The organism is Streptomyces dryopteridis, from assembly GCF_049606955.1.
GTDB lineage: Bacteria > Actinomycetota > Actinomycetes > Streptomycetales > Streptomycetaceae > Streptomyces.
The window spans coordinates 508,230-522,419 of record NZ_CP187113.1; the positions used below are offsets into that span (position 1 = coordinate 508,230).

Genomic DNA, 14,190 nt, shown 5'->3' on the forward strand with positions numbered 1-14,190 from the left:
GGCGGCGGCGTCGGTCAGGCCGCGGGCTGGAGCAGGTCCCAGCGGCCGCCGTAGAGGTCCTCGAAGACGGCGACGGTGCCGTAGGGCTCGTGGCGGGGGTCCTCCAGGAAGCGGACGCCGCCGGCGAGCATCCGCGCGTGGTCGGCGGCGAAGTCGTCGGTGTGCAGGAACCAGCCGACCCCGCCGCCGGCCTGGTCTCCGACGCGGGCGGCGCGGGCCTCGGTGTCGGCGCGGCCGAGGACGAGCGCGGACTCGACGGCGCCGGGCGGGCGGACCACGATCCAGCGGGAGCCGTCGGGCCGCGGGGTGTCCTCGACGAGGTCGAAGCCGAGGGGACCGGTGAAGAAGGCGAGGGCCTCGTCGTACTCGCGGACGAGGAAGGTGATGAGGGCGATACGGGCTGACATGGGCCCATCCTCCCTCATGGGCCGTGCGGGCCTTCGAGGAGGACGACGTCCAGGCGGCGGGGGCCGTGCACGCCCTCGACCCGGTCGAGTTCGATGTCGCTGGTGGCGGAGGGGCCGGAGGTCCAGGTCTGGGCGCGGGTGGGGTCGAGGTGGGGCAGGGCCAGGGGGACGGAGTCGACGACCTGGTCGGGGACGCGGACCACGCAGATGTGGTGGTCGGGGACGAGGGCGGCGCGGCGGCGCCCTTGGCCGGGGCCGCCGTCGGTGATCAGGGTGCCGGTCTCGGCGATGGCGAGGGCGCAGTCGGTGAGGACGCTGTCGACGGCGTCGAGGGCGGCGACCGGCATCGCCGGGTCGTCGGGGACGCGGCGCAGCTCGGGGTCGAGGGCGGCGGTCCAGGCGGCGGGGACGCCCTCGGGCACGAGGAGGGAGCGGGCGCCCCGGGCGGTGAGGAGGGCGGCGACGAGGGCGGGCAGGCCGGCGGGGTCGGTGCGGTGGACGTGGGCCCGGTACTCGGTGAGGTTGGCGGCGAGGAGGTCGACGCGTTCGGCGGGGGTGCGGTCGGGGCCGTGCCGGTCGCGGTAGGGGCGGGGCAGGGCCGCGTACTCGGCGTCGATCTCCTCGGGGCGGGCGGGGCCGGGGCCGCCGGCGTGGGCGTTGGCGCGGCGGATGCGGGCCAGGACGCGGTCCTTGGTGGTCACGGGCGGGGCTCCCCGGGCTCGGTGGCGGGTTCGGGGCGGGCGGGGCGGGCGGCCCACCAGTCGCGGAAGGTGACGGCGGGGATCTCGGGCAGGTCGCGGCCGTCGGTCCAGGCCCGGCCGGGGCCGGGGAGGCGGCGGCGGGGGGCGAAGCGGCGGGCGCGGGTCAGCAGGCGGGCGCCGGCGCCGAAGAGGCGGGGGTGGTCGAGGACGACGCGGGCGGCGCGCAGGGCGGCCCGTTCGGCGGCGTGCCCGGCGGCGGGTCGGACCCGGCCCCGGACGCCCTCGCGGACGGTCTCGCCGCCTTCGGCGACGCGGGCGCGCAGGGTGAGGAGGATCTCGGGGATGTCGATGGCGACGGGGCAGACCTCGTAGCAGGCGCCGCAGAGGGTGGAGGCGAAGGGGAGGGAGGCGTCGGAGGGGGTGTCGGTGCCGCGCAGTTGGGGGCCGAGGATCGCGCCGATGGGGCCGGGGTAGACGGAGCCGTAGGCGTGGCCGCCGGCGCGTTCGTAGACGGGGCAGACGTTGAGGCAGGCGGAGCAGCGGATGCAGCGCAGGGCGGCGCGGCCCTCGGGGTCGGCGAGGGTGTCGGTGCGGCCGTTGTCGAGGAGGACGAGGTGGAAGTCGCGGGGTCCGTCGTCGGCGGTGGTGCCGGTCCACAGGGTGGTGTACGGGTTCATCCGCTCGGCGGTGGAGGAGCGCGGCAGGAGTTGGAGGAAGACCTCCAGGTCGCGGAAGGTGGGCAGGAGCTTCTCCACGCCGACCACGGAGATGAGGGTCTCGGGGAGGGTGAGGCACATGCGGCCGTTGCCCTCGGATTCGAGGACGACGAGGGTGCCGGTCTCGGCGATGGCGAAGTTGGCGCCGGAGATCGCGACCTTGGCGCGCAGGAACTTCTCGCGCAGGTGCAGTCGGGCCGCCTCGGCGAGGGCGGCGGGTTCGTCGGTGAGGTCCTCGGGGGCGGGGCGGCCGTGCTCGGCCATGCGCTCGGCGAAGATCTCGCGGATCTGGGCGCGGTTGCGGTGGATGGCGGGGACGAGGATGTGGGAGGGCCGGTCGTCGCCGAGTTGGACGATGAGTTCGGCCAGGTCGGTCTCGGTGGCGGTGATCCCGGCCTCTTCGAGGGCCTCGTTGAGGCCGATCTCCTGGGTGGCCATGGATTTGACCTTGACCACCTCGCGCTCGCCGGTGGCGCGGACGAGGTCGGTGACGATGCGGTTGGCCTCGGCGGCGTCGGCGGCCCAGTGCACGGTGCCGCCGGCGGCGGTGACGGCGGCCTCCAGGCGCAGCAGGTAGTGGTCGAGCCGGCGCAGGGTGTGGTCCTTGATCGCGCGGGCGGCCTCGCGGAGCTCCTCCCAGTCCTCCAGTTCGGCCACGGCGGCGGCGCGGCGGGCGCGGATGGTGTGGGTGGCGTGGCGCAGGTTGGCGCGCAGCACGGGATCGTGGACGGCGGTGCGGGCCGCGTCGGGGAAGGCGGGCATGCCGAGGTCGACGCCGGTCACGGGCGGTCCCCTTCCGGTGCGCGTGAGGCGAGGATCTCGGCGAGGTGGCGGGTGCGCGGCCCGTCGCCGGCGCGGCGCAGGACCCCGTCGAGGTGCAGCAGGCAGGAGCTGTCGGCGCCGCACAGCACCTCGGCGCCCGTGGCCCGCGCGGCCTCGGCCTTGTCGCGTCCCATGGCCACGGACACGTCGGGGTTCTTCACGGCGAAGGTGCCGCCGAATCCGCAGCACTCCTCGGCCCCGGGCAGTTCGACCAGGCGCAGCCCGTCGACGGCTTCGAGGAGCCGGCGGGGGCGGTCGCCGAGGCCGAGTTGGCGGGCGCCGTGGCAGGAGGGGTGGTAGGTGACGGTGTGCGGGTAGTGGGCGCCGACGTCGGTGACCCCCAGCACGTCGACCAGGAACTCCGTCAGCTCCCACACCCGGGGCACGAGGTCGGCGACGGCCTCGACCAGTCCGTCGTCGCGGCCCTCGGCTGCTGCGCGGGCCGCGACCCGGGGGTAGTGCAGGCGGATCATCGCGGCGCAGGAGCCGGACGGGGTGACCACGTGCGGGTGTCCGGCGAGGGCGGCCACGGTGCGACGGACCAGGGGTTCGGCCTGGTCGCGCAGGCCGGAGTTCCAGGCGGGTTGGCCGCAACAACTCTGGCCGACGGGGAAGTCGACGGCGACCCCGAGCCGCTCCAGCAGGTGCGTGGTGGCAATGCCGGCCTCGGGCCGCAGGGCGTCGTTGACGCAGGTCACGAACAGGGCTGCGCGCATGATGGGCACAATAGCCGGGTGAAGAAGTTCTCTGTCATCGGCATCGGCGCGGGCGACCCCGATCACCTGACCCTCCAAGCGGTCAAGGCGATCGGGGCCGCCGACGCGTTCCTCATCCTGGAGAAGGGCGAGGAGAAGGCGGATCTGACCGATCTGCGGCGCACCCTCCTGGCCGAGCACGCGCGGCCCGGGCACCGGCTGGTCGAGGGCGTGGACCCGGACCGGGACCGGACCCCGGAGAAGTACGCGCCGACGGTGGACGGCTGGCGCAGCGCGCGGGCGGTGCTCTTCGAGCGGTTCCTCGACGAGGAGCTCGCGGACGGGGAGACGGGGGCGTTCCTGGTGTGGGGCGACCCCTCGTTGTACGACTCGACGCTGGCGATCCTGGAGGAGGTGGCGGCGGCGGGCCGGGTCGAGTTCACGTACTCGGTGGTGCCGGGCGTCTCCAGCGTGTCGGCGTTGTTGGCGCGGCACCGCACGACGTTGAACCGGGTGGGCCGGCCGGTGCAGATCACGACGGGCCGGCGGCTGGCCGAGGGCTGGCCGGCCGACGCGGACGACGTGGTGGTGATGCTGGACGCCCGGCACGCCTTCACCCACCACCTCGACCAGGACGCGTACATCTACTGGGGCGCGTACGTGGGCACCCCGGACGAGATCCTCGTCCAGGGGCCCCTGGCCGAGGTGGCCGGGGAGATCGAGCGGGTGCGGGCGGGGGCGCGGGCCCGCAAGGGGTGGATCATGGACACCTACCTGCTGCGGCGCCCCTGAGGCCCGTGCCGCCCGCGGCCCCGGCCCGACGGCGCGAGCGGCGGGGCGGTCAGCGGGCGGCGGCCTTGGCCAGCAGGGGCGGGAGTTCGGCGGCCAGGCGTTCGTACTCCTCGGGCCGGTTGTAGACCTGCCCGCAGACGCGGATCCCGCCGCCGCCCGGTCGGGGCCACACCAGCACCCGGATCCGCAGGCTCGCCGCGATCTCCTCGCGCAGTTCGCGGGCGGTGTCGTGGTCCTCGGCGAGGCCCGGGGGCAGCAGCACGGAGGCCATCGCGAGCCCGGGGTCGCCGGGCAGGGCGGTGAATCCGGGCAGGTCGGCGAGGAGCTCGGCCCCGTACCGGGCGAGGGCCGCGTTGTGGGCGCGGACCCGGGCGGCGCCGAGGGAGTCGAGGAGGTCCAGGCCCTCGGCGGCGGCGAGCCAGCCGGTGGGGTCGACGGTGGCGCGGGATTCGACGGCGCGCGGGAAGCCGGCCGCGTCGTCCCAGGAGGGCACCAGGGCGCGGATCCGGGGGCGCAGGTCGGGGGCGACGCAGAGCAGGGCGGTGCCGGGCGGGGCCCAGCCCCATTTGTGCAGGTTGCCGAACCACACGTCGGCGCCGAGGCCGAGCGGGTCAGGGAGCATGCCGGGCGCGTGGGCCCCGTCGACCACGGTGCGGACCCCGCGCTCGCGCAGGTCGGCGATCAGCTCGGGGCCGGCCAGGAGGCGGGCGGTGGGCGAGGTGACGTGGTCGATCAGCACGATCCGGGTGCGGGGGGTGAGGGCCGCCAGGATCCGCTCGCGGACGGCGTGCGCGTCGGGCAGCCGCGGGTCGAGGGGCACGGTGGTGACGCGGGCGCGCCGGGCGGCGGCCTCGATGACGGTGCCGTAGCCGTGGTCGGTGACGAGGATCTCGTCCTCGGCGGCCAGGGGGGTGAGGGCGTCGAGGGCAAGGTTGGCGGCCTCGGTGGCGTTGGAGACGAAGGAGAGGCCCTCGGGGTCGGCGGCCGGGCCGAGGTGGCGGGCGACGCGGGCGCGGGCGGCGGCGAGCCGGTCGGGGAGGTCGCGGAAGAAGAGGTCGGGGTCGGCGTCGAGTTCGGCGAGGAGGGCGGCGCGCGCCCGGCTCACGGGCCGGGGGACGGCCCCGTAGGAGCCGTGGTTGAGGTGGGCGAGGTCGGGGGCGAGGCGGAAGAGCTCGGGGCCGCCGGGGAAGGGGGCGGGCGCGGGTCGGGGCGCGGGGGCGGGGTCGGGCGTCACCATCGGGGTCTCCTGTTCGTGACGGTCGCGCGCGTGACGGTGTCGTGCGTGACGGTGCGTCATGGCGCCGTGCGCGGGGCGGCGGTGCTGGCCGGGTCGGGACGGCCTCGTCGGCCGGTGCCCTGCCCGGGGGCGGCGCGGGACAAACCGTGACGGGCCTCACGGGGGCCTGCCCCACCCCCGGCACGGGACCCCGCCCCACCTCGAAGCGGGGTGCGGACCGGCCGGCCGGGGGCGGGGTCGGCGCGGGATTCTGTGATCACCGGCCGAGCGGGGGAGCAGACCTCCGGGGCCGGTCCGACGTCCTGCCGCACCCGAGGAGTTCGCCCGTGCACGAGCGCCCGCAGTCCCGCCCGATCGCAGTCTCCCCCGGCACCGCGCGCCGGTTCCGCCGGCGCGGCCGGTCGGCCGTGGCCGCCGTCCTGGCCGGGGCCGCCCTGCTGGGGGTGGCGGGCACGGCCCCGGCCCTCGCCGCCGCCCCGAGCGCCCCGGCCGCCCCGAGCGTCGCCCCGGGCGCGGACGCGGAGGTGTCGGCGCGCCTCGCCGAGCTGGTGCGGGTGGGGAAGGTGCCGGCCGCGCTGGCGGCGGTGCGGGGGCCCGCCGGCCGGGACCGGTCGTACGCGGCGGGGGTCGCGGACCTGGCGACGGGGGCGCCGGCGCCCGCCGAGGGGCGGGTGCGGATCGGCAGCAACACCAAGACCTTCGTGTCCGTGGTGGTGTTGAAGTTGGTGGGCGAGGGCCGGGTGCGGCTGGACGCGCCGGTGGAGCGGTACCTGCCGGGGCTGCTGCGCGGGGAGGGGATCGACGGGCGGCGGATCACCGTGCGGCAGTTGCTCCAGCACACCAGCGGGCTGCCGGAGTACGTGGACCCGGCCGACGTGCTGGGCGATCTGACCAAGGGGCACACTCCCGAGGAGCTCCTCGCCAAGTCCCTCGCCAAGCAGGCCGAGTTCGCGCCGGGCACCGACTGGGGGTACAGCAACACCAACTACCTCGTCGCCGGGATGCTCGTGGAGCGGGTGACGGGCCGGTCGATCGGGGAGGAGGTGACCCGTCGGGTGATCGAGCCGCTGCGGCTGCGGAACACCTCCTTCCCGCGCGCCGAGCAGTTCGGGATCCCGGGGGCGCACCCGAAGGGCTACATGAAGCTCGACGCCGGGGCGCCCGTGGACGTGACGGAGCTGAACACCACGTGGGCCGGGGCGGCGGGCGCGATGATCTCGACCACCGCCGACCTGAACCGCTTCTTCTCGGCCCTGGTCGAGGGCCGCGTGCTCGCCCCGGCGCTGCTGCGCGAGATGCGCCGGACCGTGCCGGCCGCGGAGATCGGGCCGGGGGCGGGGTACGGCCTGGGCCTGGTGAGCACGCCCACGAGCTGCGGGAAGACCCTGTGGGGGCACGGCGGCAGCATCCCCGGCTACGGCACCGAGGGCGGGGTGACCGCGGACGGGCGCGCCGCGCACGTGGCCGTCACCCTGCGGCCGGGGGACGACCCGGTGGTCACCGAACGGGCCCACGCCCTGATCGACGCGGCCGTCTGCCGCTGAACCCGCACCGCTCCCCCGCCGCTCCCCCGCACCGCCCGGGCGCTACGGCCGGGCGGCCGGGGGGCGCATGGTCTGGCGGTGGGTGGGGGCGGCGCCGAGGGAGGCCAGCCAGTCGTCGAGCCGGTCCATGCTCGGCGGGTCGAGGACCTCGGGGTCGACGGTGGTGCGGATCTGGTGCGGGACGCCGGAGGCGAGCAGCAGCCGCAGGGAGCGTTCGGCGGAGGCCGCCGCGTGTCCGACGCCGGTGATCCGCTCGTAGCGGCTCGGCACGGCCTTCACGTCGAAGCCGACCCAGTCCACGAGGCCCTCGTCGAGGAGCCGGGCCAGCCGGCGGGGGAAGGCCCCGCCGGTGTGCAGTCCGGTGGCCAGGCCCAGGGCGCGGGCCTCGCGCAGGGCCTCGGGCAGGGCCCGCTGGAGCAGGGGTTCGCCGCCGGAGAGGACCACGCCGTCCAGGAGGCCGGAGCGGCGCGCGAGGTGGCCGAGGACCTCGTCCCAGGCGACCGCGCCGGGGGCGCGGGCGTCGAGGAGGTCGGGGTTGTGGCAGTAGCCGCAGCGCCAGGGGCAGCCCTGGCAGAAGACGGTGGTCACCAGTCGGCCGGGCCAGTCGCAGGTGGACAGTCGGGTCCAGCCGCCGATCCGCAGGGCGCGGGCGGCGGTGGCGCTGACGGGGGTGGTCATCGCGCCGGGGTCGCGGGGGCGGCGGCGACGCGGGCGGCGGCGGTGTCCACGTCGAAGTGGACGCGTTCGGCGTGTTCGCCGCGCTTGCCGATGTTGAAGGAGGAGACGGGGCGGTGGTAGCCCATGACCCGGGTCCACACCTCGCAGGCGGCCCCGCAGCGCTCGCAGCTCTCGTGTTCGCCGGCGAGGTAGCCGTGGTCGGGGCAGATGGAGAAGGTGGGGGTGATGGTGAGGTAGGGCAGGCGGAAGTTCTCCAGCGAGCGGCGCACCAGGCGGCGGCACGCCTCGGTGGTGGGGATCCGTTCGGACATGTACAGGTGCAGGACGGTGCCGCCGGTGTACTTGCCCTGGAGCTCGTCCTGGCGTTCCAGCGCCTCGAAGGGGTCGTCGGTCCAGCCGACGGGGAGCTGGCTGGAGTTGGTGTAGTACGGGTTGGTCTCGGTGCCGGCCTGGAGGATGTCGGGGTGGCGGCGCCGGTCCTCCTTGGCGAAGCGGTAGGTGGTGCCCTCGGCGGGGGTGGCCTCCAGGTTGTAGAGGTGGCCGGTGCGCTCCTGGAACTCGACCATGCGGGCGCGGACCCGGTCGAGGAGGCGGACGGCGAGGGCGTGGCCGTCGTGGGTGGTGATGTCCTCGCGGTCGGCGGTGAAGTTGCGGATCATCTCGTTGATCCCGTTCACGCCGATGGTGGAGAAGTGGTTGCGCAGGGTGCCGAGGTAGCGGCGGGTGTAGGGGAAGAGTCCGCCGTCGATCAGGTCCTGGACGGTGACCCGCTTGAGTTCGAGGCTGTCCTTGGCGAGTTCGCACAGGTGGTCCACGGCGGCCATCAGGGCGTCCTCGTCGCCGGCGTGCCGGTATCCGAGGCGGGCGCAGTTGAGGGTGACCACGCCGAGGGAGCCGGTCTGTTCGGCGCTGCCGAAGAGGCCGTTGCCGCGCTTGAGGAGTTCGGTGAGGTCGAGCTGGAGCCGGCAGCACATGGAGCGGATCATGTTCGGCGAGAGCTCGGAGTTGATGAAGTTCTGGAAGTAGGGCAGGCCGTACTTCGCGGTCATCGCGAAGAGCCGTTCGGCGTTCTCGCTCTCCCAGGGGAAGTCCCGGGTGATGTTGTAGGTGGGGATGGGGAAGGTGAAGACGCGGCCGGTGGCGTCGCCCTCGGTCATGACCTCGATGTAGGCGCGGTTGATCAGGTCCATCTCGGCCTGGAGCTCGCCGTAGGTGAACCCGCACTCCTCGCCGCCGATCACGGGGACCTGGTCGCGCAGGTCCTCGGGGCAGGTCCAGTCGAAGGTGAGGTTGGTGAACGGGGTCTGGGTGCCCCAGCGCGAGGGCACGTTCAGGTTGTGCACCAGCTCCTGAATACACTGCCTGACCTGCGCGTATTCCAGGGAGTCGAGGCGGACGTAGGGCGCGAGGTAGGTGTCGAAGGAGGAGAACGCCTGGGCGCCGGCCCATTCGTTCTGGAGGGTGCCGAGGAAGTTCACGATCTGTCCGACGGCGGAGGACAGGTGCTTGGGCGGGGCGGAGTCGATCTGGCCGGGGACCCCGTTGAAGCCCTCGGTGAGCAGGGTGCGCAAGGACCAGCCGGCGCAGTAGCCGGAGAGCATGTCCAGGTCGTGGATGTGCAGGTCGCCCTCGCGGTGGGCGGCGGCGACGGCGGGCGGGTAGACCTGCTCCAGCCAGTAGTTCGCGGTGACCTTGCCGGCGGTGTTGAGGATCAGCCCGCCGAGCGAGTAGCCCTGGTTGGCGTTGGCGTTCACCCGCCAGTCACGGCGGTCCAGGTACTCGGTGACGGTTTCGACGGCGTCGACGGTGCTCACGGCAGCCCTCCCACGAGGCTTCGCACGGATGTGGTGTGGCGCCGGCAGGTGTCGGACTCGTGGGCGGGCCCCGGGTGGGGCGGGCTCACTCACCGTTGCGGGGCAGTCCCGGTCTCTCACCTGGGTTCCCTCTTGCGTCGGTCGGGGCGCGCATGGTGTTGGCCCCGCCGAACCGGCAGGGCCAACACTACATATGGATGCGAGTGGTCCGTGCAACCACTACATATTGGGTGACCTTGGTCCTTGGGTCAGGGACCTCAGTCCCGGGCGCTGCCGGCGGCGTAGTACTGGAGGTCCTGCGTGGTGCTCGCCCGTTCCACCGGCCAGGGCAGGTCCACGCGGGGACCGGGACGTCCGTCGCGGGTCAGGGCGGCCTCGCTGGTGCCGGCGCGCAGGGGCACGGTGCGGGCCCGCAGGCCGGCCTCGGTGCGGGCGGTGTCGCGGGCGCCGCCGGTCGTGACGGAGACCTGGGCGGGGGCGGTGAGGAAGGAGAGGACCTCGACGGTGTCGCGGGCCGGGGCGCTGCCCTTGCGCAGGCTCATCAGCAAGGGCTGGCCGAGGGGGCCGGCGGCGCCGGCGAACTGGATCCGGGAGGTGAGGTAGAGCACGTCCCGGGTGATCCTCGGCGCCTCGCCGGTCTTGAACCAGGTGAGGTAGTAGGAGCTGATGTCGAGGTACACGTGACCGTTGTGCAGGGACGGGGAGACGTGGCTGCCCTCGGAGTAGTCGTTCCAGGTGGTGATCTGCACCCAGTCGGCGCCGTCCTCGATGGCGCGGGTCCAGGTCTCGCGGAGGGTGGCGGTGTTGCCGGCCTCGTCGTAGACCCCCTGGTTGGGGCGGGCGTCCTGCACGGAGACGGGCTGCATCCAGATCTTGCCCAGGGCGCGGGCACGGGAGACGTCGCGGGCGGCGCCCTCCTGCCCGGTGTAGCTGCGGCTGCCCCATTCGGAGAAGCCGAAGCTGATCGGGGCGAAGGCGGCGTGGTGGGCGTCGAAGTTCAGGAACAGCGGCACGAGGGCGACCTGGGTGCCGTACCGGGTGCGCAGTTCGGCGATCACGGCGCGCCACCAGTCCACACCCTTGGCCTCGGCCTTGAACGGCGAGACCACGAGCCGGCCGTCGGCGAGCCGGTGGGCGGCCGGGGAGCGGCCGAGTTCGGCGAGGGCCTTGGCGAGGACCTTGGGGTCGTCGGTGCGCAGCGAGGTCATGTCGGGCATCAGCATGATCCGGAAGGCGGGGTCCACGGCCTGGGCGGCGGCCATCAGCTCCTCGGAGCGTTCCCGGTTCTTGCCGGTCAGGGAGAGCAGGTCGAGGGTGAAGCCGTCGAGTCCGGCGGCGCGGGCGGTGCGGATCTCCTGACGCAGGTTGGCGCCTTCCCAGTCCCCGCCGGCGTGCGGGACCACGGGCAGCGGACGGTCCCTCAGCAGGCCGCCGTAGCGGGCGTGTTTGCCGTCCTCGCCTCGGGCGGTGAGGTAGTTGCGGGTGTAGTAGTCGCCGTCGGCGCTCGCGTTGTCCAGGGAGAGCGGGTACGGGGTGAAGTAGTGGGCGAAGACGAGCTTGCCGCCGCGTTCCCGGCCGGCGGCGCGCAGGGCGGCCGGGTCGGGGAGGTCGAAGGGGAGCACGCCGGGGCGGGTCCTGGCCTCGGTCTCGGCGCGTCGTTCGCGTTCGGCCTCGGCGGCCGCGTCCTCGGCGGAGGCCCGGGGCGGCTCGGCGCTCGGGGCGGGGTCCGGGTTCGCGTCCTCCTCGCCGGGGTCGGGGCGGGCGTTCCCGTCAGGGTCGGGCTCGGTGTCGGGGGCGCGTTCGACCGCGGCGCCGGGGGCGGCGACGGGCCGGCGGCTCTCGCCCGCGCCCGCCGTGAGGGGTTCCCACACGAGTCCGGCGAGGACGCCGGCGACGACGAGGAGCGCGGCCAGTCCGGCGAGCAGCGGCAGCCGGGAACGGCGCGCGCGCCGCGCGCCCTTCGCGCCCCGGCCGCCTCTTCGATGTCGGGTGGGTCCTGTGTCGCGTCCGGTGGCCATCGCGTCCTCCCGCAGGTGCCTGGGGCCGTTCGATCGACCAGCAGTACAGCCGATCCGCGGGGCCCCGGACAACCGTTCGCCCGAACCGGTGCCCCGGCACGTACGTCACCGACACCACAGGGGCTACGTCCGCCCCTCCGCCCGCTCCGGTGTCGGGGCGGGCGGAGGGGCCGGGGGCGGGGAGGGGAACGCGGAGGCCGGGGAGGGGTCCGCGCGGGGTACGGGGCGCGTCGGGCCGGTGGCGTGCGCCGCGTCGACGTCTATACGCGCTCCGTCATTCGCGCGATCCGGCTCAGACCCGGTCGGCGGCGATCAGCAGGTACTGGAAGCTGCCTCCCTTGTAGGCGTCGAGGAATGCCTGTTCGACCCCGGTGGTCAGGCCCGGCACCTGAGCGCGCATCTCCCAGTACGGGATGGTCGCCTCGGTGAGGTCCACCACGCAGTTGGGGACCAGGCGGTTGGCGGCCAGCTCTCGGAAGTAGGTGCTGCGGGGGTGGATGTCGCAGATGTAGTGGGCGTTGATCTCGCTGACGGCGCGGGAGGGCAGCCCGTAGGCGTCGTTGTGGCAGCCGGTGATGGTGACGTAGCGGCCGCCGCGCCTGAGCAGCCGGGCGTGTTCTTTGAAGAGCAGGCCCAGTTCGACGTACATGGTGCTCTCGTTGTTCCAGATCGCGCTCATCGAGCCGGTCTCGAATCCGGTGTCCAGCATGTTCTTGAAGTGGAAGGAGACCTGGTCCGCCACCCCGCGCTCGGCGGCCTGCGCGTTGGCGAAGGCGACCTGGGACTCGCTGATGGAGATGCCGTCGACCCGGCAGCCGTAGCGGAGGTTGGCGACGAAGCTGCCGCCGCCCCGGCCGCAGCCGGCGTCCATCACGCGGTCCCGGGGGCCGAGCGGACCGAGGTGGTCGGCCAGCAGGTCGGCCTGCGCGCACTCCAGGCGGTGCAGTTCGCGCACGGCCCGCTCCTCGCGGCCCGCCTCCGGGCCCTCCAGCACGCTCCAGTCCGGCTCCCCGATGCCGTAGTGGTGGTGGAAGGTGCCGTCGACCTCGCCGAGCCGGATGTTGACCGGGTTCTTCTCCCGGTTCCAGTAGTCGGCCACGGACCGCTGGTAGAGGCTGCTGAGGACGCGGGCTCCCGGAGCTTCCTGGGAGATGGTCATGGCGGGTTTCCTTCCCTGGGTGAGGGGTGGGGCTGGGGCGGGGGGGCTTCGGGGCGGCCCGCGCTCAGGCGCGGCCGGTGGAGATCTCGACGTTCTCCAGCACCCCGATGGCGTCGGGGACGAGGATGGCGGCCGAGTAGTAGGAGCTGACCAGGTACGACATCACCGACTTGTGGTCGATGCCCATGCAGCGGACGTTGAGGCCGGGTTCGAGCTGCTCGGGGATGAGGGCCGGGCGCAGCCCGACGACCCCCTCGTTCTCCTCGCCGGTGCGCAGCGCCAGGATCGAGCTGGTGTGGCCGTCGACGATCGGGATCTTCCCGCAGGGCAGCAGCGGCACCCCGCGCCAGGCGGGCACGGAGCGGCCGTGGACCTCGACGCCGTCCACGGTCAGGCCGCGTTTGTTGCACTCGCGGAAGAAGGCGGCGATGGCCTTGGGGTGGGCGAGGAGGAAGCGGGTGCCGCGCCGCATGGACAGCAGGTCGTCCAGGTCGTCGGGGGTGGGCGGGCCGGACCAGGTCGAGACGCGCTGGCCGAACTCGGCGTTGTGCAGCAGGCCGAACTCGCGGTTGTTGAGGAGTTCGGACTCCTGACGTTCTTTCATGGCCTCGACGGTGAGGCGCAGTTGTTGTTCGAACTGGTTCATCGGGTCGTTGTAGAGGTCGGCGACCCGGGTGTGGATCTGGAGCACGGTCTGGGCGAGGCTGAGTTCGTACTCGCGGGGGCTGAGGTCGTAGTCCACGAAGGTGCCCGGAAGCACGGCCTCGCCGACGTGCCCGGCGCTCAGCGCGATGGCGGCCTCGCCCCGTTTGTTGACGGGCAGCCGGCTGTGGGCCACGTACTCGTCGAGGTGCCGGCGCAGGGCCGGGGAGCGTTCCAGGACCTCCTGGAAGGCCCGCCAGCGCAGCACCATGACGGTGCCGGCGCACGCGGCGCGCACGGAGTACTGCCAGCGCGGGTCGGGGACGCCGAGGGCGTCGTCGCCGAGCTGGTCCCCGTCGGTGGCCACGCCCAGCAGTTCGGGGGCCCCGTACTTGCCGGTGGAGCGCTTCTCCAGCCGGCCGTGGGCGATGAGGAAGACCTCCTCCACCGGGGCGCCGGCCTCGACCACCACGTCCCCGGCGCGCAGGTCGCGCTGGACGAAGCGGGCGGCGAGCTCCTCCAGCACCCCGAGGTCGCCGAAGCCCTTCAGGGTGGGCAGTTCGAGGAGGGTGGGGGCGAGGATGCGCACGTCATCGGCGCCGCTCTGCACGAACGAGACCCGGCCGCGGCCGATGGCGTGGGAGAGCCGGCGGTTGACCCGGTAGGTGCCGGCGGAGACCTCGACCCAGGGCAGCATGCGCAGCAGCCAGCGGGAGCTGATGCCCTGCATCTGGGGGACGGACTTGGTGGTGGTGGCCAGGTTGCGGGCGGCTGCGGTGCTGAGACTGAGCCGGGCTTCGGCGGCCGGTGCGGCGGCGGCCGAGGGCTCCGGGGACGGCGCCTCGGTGGTCATGCGGTTCCTCCTGCGTGGGACTCGCGGAGCGGTGCGGTGCGGGGTTCGCGACGCAGCCCACGGTGCGGCCCGGACGCGGGCTCGCGCCGGCGGGGCGGACCACCGGGGATGT

The 14,190-nt window shown here is 74.3% G+C and carries 12 protein-coding genes and 1 riboswitch; of the genes, 2 read left to right on the forward strand and 10 right to left on the reverse strand.

The genetic code is table 11. The features are described from left to right. Positions 1-14: 14 nt before the first annotated feature. From ACN20G_RS01990 to ACN20G_RS02005, 4 genes are read right to left on the reverse strand one after another with little or no spacing between them, the layout of a single operon-like run. Positions 15-407, reverse strand: coding sequence for a VOC family protein (locus tag ACN20G_RS01990; RefSeq protein ID WP_424210954.1), 393 nt, complete (start codon positions 405-407; stop codon positions 15-17). Between the two features lie 14 nt (positions 408-421). Then, positions 422-1,108 carry a LutC/YkgG family protein gene (locus tag ACN20G_RS01995; RefSeq protein ID WP_424210955.1) on the reverse strand — a complete coding sequence of 229 codons (687 nt, stop codon included), beginning with the start codon at positions 1,106-1,108 and terminating at the stop codon, positions 422-424. Next, entirely contained in the window at positions 1,105-2,607 is a 1,503-nt protein-coding gene (locus tag ACN20G_RS02000) for a LutB/LldF family L-lactate oxidation iron-sulfur protein (protein ID WP_424210956.1), read from the reverse strand. Before ACN20G_RS02000 ends, ACN20G_RS01995 begins: the two co-directional genes overlap by 4 nt. Next, positions 2,604-3,362, reverse strand: coding sequence for a (Fe-S)-binding protein (locus ACN20G_RS02005; RefSeq protein ID WP_424210957.1), 759 nt, complete (start codon positions 3,360-3,362; stop codon positions 2,604-2,606). Before ACN20G_RS02005 ends, ACN20G_RS02000 begins: the two co-directional genes overlap by 4 nt. An 18-nt stretch (positions 3,363-3,380) precedes the next feature. Here ACN20G_RS02005 and cobF point away from each other — a divergent pair, with 18 nt between their 5' ends. Continuing rightward, on the forward strand, positions 3,381-4,133 hold the full coding sequence (gene cobF, locus ACN20G_RS02010; RefSeq protein WP_424210958.1) for a precorrin-6A synthase (deacetylating): 753 nt from the start codon (positions 3,381-3,383) through the stop codon (positions 4,131-4,133). Positions 4,134-4,182: 49 nt separating this feature from the next. Here the strand turns inward: cobF and ACN20G_RS02015 are convergent, their stop codons facing one another. After that, complete coding sequence (locus ACN20G_RS02015) at positions 4,183-5,370, reverse strand: aminotransferase class V-fold PLP-dependent enzyme (RefSeq protein WP_424210959.1); 1,188 nt, start codon at positions 5,368-5,370, stop codon at positions 4,183-4,185. Positions 5,371-5,696: 326 nt separating this feature from the next. Between ACN20G_RS02015 and ACN20G_RS02020 the strand changes: the two genes are divergently transcribed. Next, positions 5,697-6,914 (forward strand): serine hydrolase domain-containing protein, encoded by a 1,218-nt coding sequence (locus tag ACN20G_RS02020; RefSeq protein ID WP_424210960.1) that lies wholly within the window; start codon positions 5,697-5,699, stop codon positions 6,912-6,914. 42 nt (positions 6,915-6,956) lie between these two features. On the opposite strand, the gene ACN20G_RS02025 is transcribed toward ACN20G_RS02020, so the two are convergent. The 5 genes from ACN20G_RS02025 to ACN20G_RS02045 all read right to left on the reverse strand — a co-directional run bounded on the left by ACN20G_RS02025 (position 6,957) and on the right by ACN20G_RS02045 (position 14,078). Continuing rightward, a complete protein-coding gene (locus ACN20G_RS02025; RefSeq protein WP_424210961.1) occupies positions 6,957-7,592 on the reverse strand; it encodes an anaerobic ribonucleoside-triphosphate reductase activating protein in 636 nt (211 codons plus the stop codon). Beyond that, the gene (locus ACN20G_RS02030) at positions 7,589-9,406 is read right to left on the reverse strand and encodes a ribonucleoside triphosphate reductase (protein ID WP_424210962.1); all 1,818 of its coding nucleotides are present in this window, start codon (positions 9,404-9,406) and stop codon (positions 7,589-7,591) included. Before ACN20G_RS02030 ends, ACN20G_RS02025 begins: the two co-directional genes overlap by 4 nt. Positions 9,407-9,432: 26 nt before the next feature. After that, a riboswitch (cobalamin riboswitch) is annotated at positions 9,433-9,598 on the reverse strand. Between the two features lie 65 nt (positions 9,599-9,663). Next, the gene (locus ACN20G_RS02035; RefSeq protein ID WP_424210963.1) at positions 9,664-11,424 is read right to left on the reverse strand and encodes an endo-1,3-alpha-glucanase family glycosylhydrolase; all 1,761 of its coding nucleotides are present in this window, start codon (positions 11,422-11,424) and stop codon (positions 9,664-9,666) included. Between the two features lie 292 nt (positions 11,425-11,716). After that, a complete protein-coding gene (locus ACN20G_RS02040) occupies positions 11,717-12,583 on the reverse strand; it encodes a geranyl diphosphate 2-C-methyltransferase (protein WP_424210964.1) in 867 nt (288 codons plus the stop codon). A 64-nt stretch (positions 12,584-12,647) separates the two neighbouring features. Beyond that, positions 12,648-14,078, reverse strand: coding sequence for a family 2B encapsulin nanocompartment shell protein (locus ACN20G_RS02045; protein WP_424210965.1), 1,431 nt, complete (start codon positions 14,076-14,078; stop codon positions 12,648-12,650). Positions 14,079-14,190: the final 112 nt, after the last annotated feature.

Bases quoted from the DNA above. Each gene is read 5' to 3' on its own strand.
- ACN20G_RS01990 (WP_424210954.1), bottom strand. From the start codon at position 407: ATGTCAGCCCGTATCGCCCTCATCACCTTCCTCGTCCGCGAGTACGAC.
- ACN20G_RS02005 (WP_424210957.1), bottom strand. From the start codon at position 3,362: ATGCGCGCAGCCCTGTTCGTGACCTGCGTCAACGACGCCCTGCGGCCC.
- ACN20G_RS02015 (WP_424210959.1), bottom strand. From the start codon at position 5,370: ATGGTGACGCCCGACCCCGCCCCCGCGCCCCGACCCGCGCCCGCCCCC.
- ACN20G_RS02025 (WP_424210961.1), bottom strand. From the start codon at position 7,592: ATGACCACCCCCGTCAGCGCCACCGCCGCCCGCGCCCTGCGGATCGGC.
- ACN20G_RS02035 (WP_424210963.1), bottom strand. From the start codon at position 11,424: ATGGCCACCGGACGCGACACAGGACCCACCCGACATCGAAGAGGCGGC.
- ACN20G_RS02040 (WP_424210964.1), bottom strand. From the start codon at position 12,583: ATGACCATCTCCCAGGAAGCTCCGGGAGCCCGCGTCCTCAGCAGCCTC.
- ACN20G_RS02045 (WP_424210965.1), bottom strand. From the start codon at position 14,078: ATGACCACCGAGGCGCCGTCCCCGGAGCCCTCGGCCGCCGCCGCACCG.